Source organism: Limnoglobus sp. (genome assembly GCF_059499385.1).
This window is the reverse complement of record NZ_JCABYM010000078.1, coordinates 24,570-31,682: the sequence shown is the minus strand read 5'-3', so window position 1 is coordinate 31,682 and position 7,113 is coordinate 24,570. Positions and strand designations below refer to the sequence as shown.

Below are 7,113 nucleotides of genomic sequence, written 5' to 3'. Positions count from 1 at the left end.
AAAGCCAAGACCTGCGCGACGCGGCCATGGCAGAGGTCGGTTACGCCGCCCGCCGTTGTTCCGCCCTCGGCAGCACGAGTTTCCCCGTCTCCGCCCACCGCTCGGCCCGCGCGTTCAGCCGGTCCATCTCCGCCTGAATCATCGCCCGGTACGGCTCCAACTGCTCCGCCCGCAGCTTCGCGGGGACGCTGATCGGCTCGCCGTAGATGATCCGCGCCCGCGAACTCGGCCGCGGGATCGCGAACCGGTCCCAGCTTTTCAACTTCCACGGCCGGTTGTACCCGACGCCCATCGGCACGACCTTCATCCCGGTCCGCGACGCGACGAACACGATCCCGGCCTGCACTTCCCGCCGCGGCCCGCGGGGGCCGTCCGGCGTGATCGCGACGTGCCGGTACGGGAAGTCGTCCCTCACGAGCGTCCGCACCGCCTCGACGCCGCCGCGGTTGGTCGAGCCGCAGACCATGCCCATGCCCATCCGCCGGATGAGGCCGCCGAGCAACTGCCCGTCCGCGTGCTGGCTGATCAGCACGGCCAGGTCCGGGCCGCCGAACTTGATCGTCGGCAGGAGCAGCTTCTCGTGCCAGATGGAGAAGACGAGCCGGCCCGGGTACGTCGGGCGGGCGTAGCCCACGTCCGGGCCGAGGCAGACGTGATCGAATTGCAGCGTCTTGCCGACGCCGACGGCGGCGGTCGCGGCCAGCCACCCGGCCGCGCGGACGAGTTTCGGGTTGCGAATCTTCATGGCGTCCGTGCTCCATAGTAGTAGGCACACTCCGTGTGCCGTCTGCTGTCGGTCGCGGTGAGTTCCTGCATGTCTCCGCGGCGTGAAGGAGACGGCACACGGAGTGTGCCTACTACTTTTTCAAACCGACCACTCGCCGCTGAACACTTCCGTCGCCGGGCCGGTCATGTACACGCGGTTGTCGGCCTCGGACCACTCCAGTTCCAGGTCGCCGCCCGGCAGGTGGGCGAGCAGCTTCCGCCCGGTGCGGCCGCTCAGCACGCCGGCCACGCACACGGCGCACGCCCCGGTCCCGCACGCCAGCGTGATGCCGCTGCCCCGCTCCCACGTCCGCATCGTCACCTCGGCCGGCGAAATCACCTTCACGAAGTGCGCGTTCACCCGCCGCGGGAACGCCGGGGCGTTCTCGACCAGCGGGCCGAACTCGGCGACCTGGTCGCGGCCGGCCTTCGCGAAGAACTCGTCGCCGACGTACATCGTCGCGTGCGGGTTGCCCATCGACACGCACGTCGCCTCGAACGCCCGCCCGCCGACGGCCAGCGTCGCGTTCACCACCGGGTCGCCGGGCAGCGTCGTCGGAATCTTCGCGGCCTCCAGGATCGGCTCGCCCATGTTCACGCGGACCCGCTCGGCCTTCCCGTTGGCGACTTCCAGATCGACGGTCAGGACGCCGCGGCCGGTCTCGATCGCGAGCGTCGGCTTCTTGGCGATGTTGTGGTCGTGGACGTACTTGGCGACGCACCGCAGCCCGTTGCCGCACATCTCGGACTCGGACCCGTCGGCGTTGAACATCCGCATCCGGGCGTCCGCGACCTCGCTGGGGCAAATCAGGATGAGGCCGTCCGAGCCGATGCCGAAGTGCCGGTCGCTGACGGCCCGGCTGAGGATGGCGGGGTCGGCCGGGAGCTTTTCGAGGAAGCAGTTGACGTACACGTAATCGTTGCCGATGCCGTGCATCTTCGTGAAGCGCATGGGGGCCTCGCCGCGGGGGTCGTGTGGCGAATTGTAAAGGAAGCTAAGAGCCGCGTGAAGGCCACATAGTAGTAGGCACACTCCGTGTGCCGTCTGCTGAGCGCCGCGGTGAGTTCCGGCAGGTCTCCGCGACATGAAAGAGACGGCACACGGAGTGTGCCTACTACTATCGGCCGAGCCACGCCGGTAGGTCCGTCTCCAGCTTCTCGACGAACTGGCTCCGCGGCATCACGAGGTCGCACCCCGCCTGCCGGGCCGCCTTCAGCCGCTCCGCGTCCACGTGCGAGCCGTAGGCGACCACCCGCACGCCCACCGGCTTCAGCACCGCGAACAGCGCGGCCACGTCCAGCGTCGGGTTGTGCAGGTCGAGGATGACGCCGGCTCGCGGGTCGGCCAGGACCTTCTCGACGAGTGCCGCCATCGTCTTCACGGCCGTCACCGTCAGCCCGTGGGCGCGGGCCGTCGCCGTCACGCGACTGGTGAAGATCAGGTCGTCGGATAGCAGGAGGCCGGTCATTTCTTCTTCACGTTCTCCGCCACGAGCTTCGCGACCTCCAGGGCCGCGTCGTTCGCCTTCTGGGCCTTCAGCCCGTCCGTCAGGGCCTTGATGACCTTCTGGTAGAACCCCTCCGGGAACCGCGGCACCGCGTCCTCGGTCAGCGTCACGAACAGCTTCCGCGGGTCGCTGCTGACCAGCACGATCACGCCGGTCACGCCCTCCGCCTTCTGCCGCTTCGCCGCCCATTCCCGCATGTACTTCGTCTGCTCCTCCGGCTTCATCGCCTTCACTTTTTCGAGGTCGTCCTTCGGCACGGCCGCGTACGTCTCGAACAGTAGGTCGATCTTCTGCTTGTCGTGCAGCTCGTTGACCGCGTCCTGGAGCTTCTTGACCGTCTCCGCGGTGAGCAGCTTTGCCCCGTCCGCCACGGTCGTCGGCTTCTCCCGCTTCGTCGCCGGCAGGTCGGCCTTCTTCGCGGCGGCGACCGGCTCGTCCTTTACGCCCTCGGCCTTCAGCAGCTTGTGAACCTCCGTCACGTCCACGAACGTGCTAACGGACTGCGCGTCGAGCGCCCCGCCCTGGGTGACGCCGACGAGTTCGCCGGCGTTGTTCAGGAGCGGCCCGCCGCTGTCGCCGGGGTTCGTCGGCGAATCCGTCTCCACAACCTCGGCCTTGAATTTGAGGATGCGGTCGCGGTCGAGCCGGGCGCGCCACTCCTTCTTGTACACCTGCCGCACCTTGCCGGGGACGTAGCCCCACAGCGCGTCGGACTTGCCGGTGTTGCCGATGGAATGGACCGACTGCCCCGGCTCCGCCGACCGCGCCGCGACGGGAACCGCCGTCGCGCCGTCCGGCAGTCTCTCCAGTTGAATCAGCGCGAGATCGACCGCCTTCTCGACGGCGATCACCCGGCCGGGGATCGCGAACCGGCCGGCCCGCTCGGTGTAATACTTCTTCTCGGCGATCGGCTTGTCCTCGCGGAACTCCGGGAAGAAGACCTTCGCCCGCGGGTTGTCCTCGACGACATGGTAGTTGGTCAGGACGATCCGCCGGTCCTTGTCGATGAGCGTGCCGCTGCCGGTGGCGAGGCCGCGGTCGCGGGTCGAGTGGACCCAGACGACGGACCGGATGGCCTTCTTGTAGACTTTCGAGCCGTCGCCGTCTTGGGCCGGCAGCTGCGGCGCGAGCAGGACGGCGACCAGCACCACGAACCCCCGGCGGAACAGCGACATAGGCCACCTGTGAGCGGTGTGAGCGGGCACGGGGCATTGTATCGTGGAACCCGGAGCGGAAGCGACGGGGCGTTGTCCTACACCCCATCGCTTCCGCTCCGGGTTCCACAAAGGCAAAACCAACCCCGTCCCCTTGCCGATGATTCGACGGCGAGCGAAACCAATTTCACGCTTTCCCGCCTCCCCGGAACCGCTCCCATGGCCGAACCGCTCCGCCACGTGCCGCCCGACGCCGTCATCGTCGGGTGGGACTTCAGCACCGGGTCCGTCAAGGCCCTGGCGTTCGACCCCCGCGGGACCGTCCTCCACGAGGTCCGGCTGCCGACCGACCTCTGGACCGAGGGCGGCGTCAGCGAGCTGAGCTTCCTCCAGCTCGAAGGGCAAGCCCACGCCACGACACGGGCCGTCTCCGGCTGGCTGAGGAAGAACGCCGACCCCGCGAAGTGGCTCGTCGGCGGCATCTCCGCGACGCACCACACGGCCGGGCTGCTCGACGCCGACCGCGTCCAGGTCCGGCGGATGATCTGCTGGAACGACCAGACGCTCGCCGCGTACCACGCCGATGGTTTGAATCGGCTCGGCGGCCAGGAACGGGTGAAGCAACTGATCGGTGGCCCGTGGGCGGTGCGGTACTCGCTCAGCCACCTCGTGAAGGACGAGAAGACGCTTTCCGCCGCCGACTGGAGGCGGACCGCCGTGTTGCTGCCGCACGGCCCGGCCGCGGCCGGGTTTCTGACCGGGCGGTTCGACTGCACGTCCGTGTCCGCGGCCGCGTCCACCGGCATCATGGACCTGCGGACGAACGCCTGGAGCCGCGACATGCTCGGCGCACTCGCCGACGCCGGGAATCGCGACCTCGCGTGGAAGCATCTGCCGAAGATCGTGGACATGAACGCCCCGGTCGGGCCGCTGGCGGACGCGCTAACGCCGACGGGCGCGAACCCGCCGCTCGTCTTCCCGACGCTCGACGACCAGGCGGCCGGCCTCGTCGGCGGCGGGGCGGTCGATGCCGGGCAGGTGGCCGTCATCCTCGGCAACTCGGCCGTCGTGAACTCGTCGGCGGCCGCCGCCCCGCAGGCCGGCACGCTCGACGCGATGAAGCTGAACTGGGGGCCGTACCTGTGGATGCGGTGCTACACGAACGGCGCGCAGTTCCTGGACAAGGTCGTCGGCGAGAAGCCCGACTGGCCGGCGCTGGAGGCGGCCGCGCGGAAGGTCCCCGCGGGATGCGACGGTGTGAGTGTGCTGCCGTTCCTGTACTCGGAGCCGTCCATCGGCCTGACGGCCCCGCGGTTCCAGTGGCTGCCGAAGGAGCCGGCCGAGATGGGCGTGAAGCTCCGGGCGTCGTTCGAGGCGCTGGCGTACCTGATCGCGCTGGCCGTGAAGGAACACGAAGCGGCCGGGCAGTCGATCACCCGCGTCACCGTGTCCGGCGGGATCGCCCGCAACGACCTGATGCTGGAAATCCTGGCGAGCGTGCTGAACCGCGAGCTGGTGCGGCTGGTGTCCGGCGAAGGCCCGGCCCTCGGCGCGGCGGTGGCGGCGCTGGCCGGGTACGAGACGCACGCCCGCCGCGCGGCCGGGGACCGGACGGCGTACACGGTGGCCGACGCGGTCGCGGCGATGGTGAAGTTCCGCCCGGACCCGGTGACGCCGAACCCGGCGTGGGTCGGCGTTTACGACCGGGGCCTCGCGGAGTTCGCGGCACGGGTGAAGGGGTAAAGGCGAGCGTCACGGCGTAAGCGTGACGTGTCTCCAAACGGCAACGACCGGTTCCGTAGAACCCGGAGCGGAAGCGACGGGGTGTTAACCCCTCACCCCATCGCTTCCGCTCCGGGTTCTACAAGAATGGCAACCCACTCTCCGCGTGGGCTTTAGACACGTCACGCTTACGCCGTGACGCTCGCCGTTGATACTGGTGACGCTCAACCTCATGCCCCGCTTCTTCACCCGCCCCCGCCTCCTCTGCTTCCTGGCCTGGGCACTGGCCGTCGCGGTCGGCGTGCAGCGGGCCGACCGCACCTGGCTCGGGTACGACAACCAGCCGTTCGACCCGCCGGACCGGTGGCGGGCCGACGGCAACGGCGGGCACGCCCAGATCGACTTCGGCGGGCCGTGGGTCCTGGGCCGGCTCGTCGCCACCGGCCGCGGCCGGCAGCTCTACGACCGCACGGCGCAATGGGATGTCGTCCGCGAAGCCTACCCCCGCGAGAACGAATCGCCGTGGGTGCGGGCGAACGCCTTCCCGAAAGACCCCAACGTCGTGCCGAACTCGCCGGACGACGCCCGGCACGACGCCGAGTGGATGATGTTCTGGTTCATGGGCCAGGACTCGCCCCGGTGGGCCGACGCCGGCCGCGTGGTCGCCGGGTCGTTCGCGTTTCAACACCCCTTCAGCGTGGCCCCCCTCGCCGGGCAGGAAGTACCGTCGGACGTGGTCGAAGACCTGTCGCGGAAGGCGGTCGGCGGGCCGCTCTACCCGCCGGTCCACGGCTTCCTCATGGCCCCGTTCGGCGCGATCTCGCATCCGCAAACGGCCTACCGTGTGATGCAGGTGGTGCTATTCCTCGCGGTCGTCCTCGCCGCCCTCGGCATGCGCCGGCTGTCGGCCGGACGAATCCCGTGGCCGGTCGCGATCGCGTTCGTGCTGTTCTTCACCGGTTGCCTCGCCGGGTTGCAGCTCGCGCAGAACTCGGCGCTGTCGCTGCTGTTCCTCGTCTGGGGCTGGGTGCTGCTGATCCGAAACCGCGACGTGACCGGCGGGATGGTCTGGGGACTGCTCGTGTTCAAGCCGCTGTGGGGGGCGACGTTCTTCCTCGTGCCGCTGATGATGGGCCGGTGGCGGTTCTGCGCCGTGATGGTGCTGACCGGCGCGGGACTGGCGGCGCTCACGCTGCCGGTCGTCGGCGTGGAGGTGTGGAAGGACTGGCTGGCCGTCGGGCGGGAGGCGGCCGACCTGTACAACGTGAACCGCAACTGGGTGACGCTCAGCCGCGACCTGTTCGGCCTGCCGCGGCGGGTGCTGATCGACTTCGGGCTGCCGGAGGCGGACCGCCACCGGCTGGACGCGACCGTCGCCGGGTGGGCGATCTGGCTGATTGTGTTCGCCGGCACGGCGGCCGTGTTCTTGCGGCACCCGGCCCGGCGAGCGCCGCTCGGCCCGGCCGCGGGCTTCGCGCTGCTGGGGGCGTACCTGTGCTGCTACCGGTTCATCTACTACGACGCGCTCGTGGCGGCGTTCCCACTGGCGGTGCTGTTCGCCGCGCCGTGGCGCGGGCTGCGGGTCGTGCCGGTCGGCGTCGTGGCGGCGCTGTTGGCGCTGGAGAACGTCTTCGTGGACCGGGCGTTCGAGTTGACCGGCACGCCGCTGAACACTGGCGTCCGATGGCCGTGGGACACGGTGTTGCTGTTGGGATTGTGGGGGTGGCTGGCGGTGACGTTGGAACGAGAACGCCGGGCACAAGCAACCCCTCTTCAGCCGCGGAGCGGCGGCAGTCGTTAGCCAGGGGTGTCAACCCCTGGAACTCGTCGCCCAATAAAAATAGCCCCGGAGGGGCGGCAGAGCGTTCTGCCGCCCCTCCGGGGCTTGTCCAACTCACGAGCCTACCAGGGGCTTGCGCCCCTGGCTAACGACTGCCGCCGTTCCGCGGCTAAAACCGACCGGC

The 7,113-nt window shown here is 69.6% G+C and carries 6 protein-coding genes; 2 read left to right on the top strand and 4 right to left on the bottom strand.

Translation table 11 applies throughout. The annotated features are described in order from the left end of the window. Positions 1–40: 40 nt before the first annotated feature. The 4 genes from AC5JJ2_RS14360 to AC5JJ2_RS14345 form a co-directional block, all read right to left on the bottom strand. A complete protein-coding gene (locus tag AC5JJ2_RS14360; RefSeq protein WP_495858688.1) occupies positions 41–745 on the bottom strand; it encodes a lysophospholipid acyltransferase family protein in 705 nt (234 codons plus the stop codon). Between the two features lie 120 nt (positions 746–865). Next, on the bottom strand, positions 866–1,717 hold the full coding sequence (gene dapF, locus AC5JJ2_RS14355) for a diaminopimelate epimerase (protein ID WP_495858687.1): 852 nt from the start codon (positions 1,715–1,717) through the stop codon (positions 866–868). A 166-nt stretch (positions 1,718–1,883) separates the two neighbouring features. Continuing rightward, positions 1,884–2,234: a hypothetical protein gene (locus tag AC5JJ2_RS14350; protein ID WP_495858686.1), complete on the bottom strand. Its 351-nt coding sequence runs from the start codon at positions 2,232–2,234 to the stop codon at positions 1,884–1,886. Continuing rightward, a complete protein-coding gene (locus AC5JJ2_RS14345) occupies positions 2,231–3,448 on the bottom strand; it encodes a trypsin-like peptidase domain-containing protein (RefSeq protein WP_495858685.1) in 1,218 nt (405 codons plus the stop codon). The genes AC5JJ2_RS14350 and AC5JJ2_RS14345 overlap by 4 nt, the downstream gene beginning before the upstream one ends. 198 nt (positions 3,449–3,646) lie before the next feature. Here AC5JJ2_RS14345 and AC5JJ2_RS14340 point away from each other — a divergent pair, with 198 nt between their 5' ends. Beyond that, on the top strand, positions 3,647–5,170 hold the full coding sequence (locus AC5JJ2_RS14340) for a xylulokinase (RefSeq protein WP_495858684.1): 1,524 nt from the start codon (positions 3,647–3,649) through the stop codon (positions 5,168–5,170). Between the two features lie 211 nt (positions 5,171–5,381). Further along, a complete protein-coding gene (locus tag AC5JJ2_RS14335) occupies positions 5,382–6,950 on the top strand; it encodes a glycosyltransferase family 87 protein (RefSeq protein ID WP_495858683.1) in 1,569 nt (522 codons plus the stop codon). Positions 6,951–7,113 lie beyond the last annotated feature (163 nt).